Genomic DNA, 2,172 nt, shown 5'->3' on the forward strand with positions numbered 1-2,172 from the left:
GGGTGCTTCCAGAGCGGCCGGCGGGTGGTCTCGGTGCGCTCGAGCTCGGGCAGGACCCCGATGTCGGACCCCATCGCGCGCTTCGGCGCCGTCGCGGGGACGCCCCACTGCTCGTAGAGGGCGGGCTGCCCAGGGTCCCAGCCGAGTCGGGCTCCGGAGCCGCGGTCGCCGTGGTGTTCCGGCGCGGGCGCCGACGGCACGGCGGGGACGGACGGGACGTCGGGGACCCGCGGGGCGCCGGGGCCGTCCGACACGGCGGGACGCGACGACGTCGTGCTCATGCGGCGATCCTCCCCGTGGACGGTGCGCCGCCTATCATAAGGGCGTGTTCCGGGGGCAGCAGGAAGCAGGCGGTCGGGGGCGGCTCCGCGTCGTGGCCGGCTCGGCGCTGCTGCTCGCCCTGGCGCTGGTGGTCCCGCAGGCACTGCCGGGAGGCACGGCCGCCCCCGCCGTCGCGGCCTCCGTCCGGCAGGCGGCCGGCTCCGGCGCGGCAGGCGGGCAGGCCGCTTCCGGCGCGGCAGGCGGCCAGGCGCAGGCCGGGTCCGACCCCGTCCGCATCGCGGTCCCGTACGTCGGCACGGCCGAGGTCCCGCTCGGCGACGGCTGGTCGGTCGCCGACTGCGGTCGGGTGAACGTGCCCACGGGCGTCGGCGCCACGTGCACCAGCGACTCGCTGAGCCTGACGTCGAAGGGCTACCGGCCCGACTTCGGGACGGTGGCGATGACCGTCCCCGAGCGGAACGGGTCGCTCGACCTCGACGTCACCCACCTCGTCTCGCTCGCGCCCCCGACGCCGCCCACGGTCGCCGAGCAGACGTACGACTACCCCTTCGAGGAGGGCACGACCGCCTCGGTCCCGTACAGCGACCTCGGCGTCCGGTGCGACGGGTGCGCCGCCGGACCGCGGACGCGGGTCGTGTCCGCGAAACCTGCCGGGGTCGTCGCCACCGTGACGAGCACGGGACTGGTCGTCCGGCCGCCGGCGTCGTGGACCGGGACCACGTCGGTCCGGCTCCGGGTCACCGACGACCAGGGGCAGCGCAGCTCGGCGACCGTCCGGGTCGTGTTCGTCGCGGCGGGCACGAGCGACCCCCTCGCCCAGGACACCGTGCGACGGCTCGGCCGGGACGGCGTGCTCCGCATCGACCTGGCTGACCTGGCCACCGCCCGGGAGGGCCGCGTCCGGTTCTCCGACTGCGGGTCCGCGGTCGCCGGCACCGTCGTGTGCACGGATGCGGGCGTCGCGACCTACCGTCCCTCGGGTTCGATGACCCGTGCGGACCAGTTCTCGTTCCACGTCCGCACCGACTCGGGCGACCAGGCCACCGGCACCGTGACCGTGCTGCCCCGCTCGGGGAGCCGCACGGCGGCGACCGCGACCGGGACCCTCGCACCCGAGGAGGGCGAGGCGACCGAGACCGGCGTCCGCTACCCGGCCACGGGCCTCCAGACCGGGCTCGGCACCCCCAGCGCGCACAGCGTCGTCGCGACGCTGCCGTCCGAGGACGACGCCGCGGCCACCGACCGCGCCGGTCTCCTCACATCCCTCCTCCCCGCACTCGACCGCATCACGGAAGGCAGCCGATGACGCTCCGCCTGAGCCTGCAGGACCCGACCAGACGGAGCGCCGACGCGACCTTCGTCGTCGACGCGACCGACGTGACGAGCGTCGCCGAGGTCGCCGCCGGGCTCGGGGTGGACGCCGCCGCGATCGCCCCCGGCGCCGACCCGGGCGCGGCGCTCGCCGAGGTCGGCATCCTCAACGGCTCGACGCTGCCGGTGCGGGCGCCGAGCGACCTCCCGCCGGGGAGGCCACGCCTCGAGGTCGTCGGCGGGCCGTTCTCCGGGGAGACCGTGCCGCTGCCCCTGGACGGTCCGCTGCGGATCGGGAGCTCGGGCGCGATGGAACTCTGCGTGGCCGACCCCTGGCTCCGTCCGCACCACGCGACGATCTCGCTCGACCACGGCGACCCGGCCGCCACACCGTCCGGAGCCGTCCCCGTCGGCGCGGGCCCCCTGCGCGCCGTGCTCACCGTCATCGACGACGCCTCCGGGGTCGCCGTCAACGGTCGTGACGTCACCGGCAGCACGGACATCGTCCCCGCGGACGTCGTGCAGATCGGCAGCTCGGTGTATCCGGATCGGCATCGAGCCGTACCCGGACGCGGACCG

The 2,172-nt window shown here is 76.4% G+C and carries 2 protein-coding genes and 1 pseudogene; 2 read left to right on the plus strand and 1 reads right to left on the minus strand.

All coding sequences use genetic code 11. The annotated features are described in order from the left end of the window. Positions 1–281: pseudogene (locus I59_RS20100) on the minus strand (hypothetical protein); the annotation flags it as partial. 44 nt (positions 282–325) lie between these two features. Here I59_RS20100 and I59_RS14425 point away from each other — a divergent pair. Continuing rightward, a complete protein-coding gene (locus I59_RS14425) occupies positions 326–1,588 on the plus strand; it encodes an Ig-like domain-containing protein (RefSeq protein WP_148286243.1) in 1,263 nt (420 codons plus the stop codon). After that, positions 1,585–2,172 (plus strand): FHA domain-containing protein (locus I59_RS14430; protein ID WP_031273879.1); only part of this gene is annotated, 588 nt, incomplete at its 3' end. The genes I59_RS14425 and I59_RS14430, both read left to right, overlap by 4 nt.

The sequence above is a fragment of the Curtobacterium sp. B8 genome (assembly GCF_000333315.1).
Taxonomy (GTDB): Bacteria; Actinomycetota; Actinomycetes; order Actinomycetales; family Microbacteriaceae; genus Curtobacterium; species Curtobacterium luteum.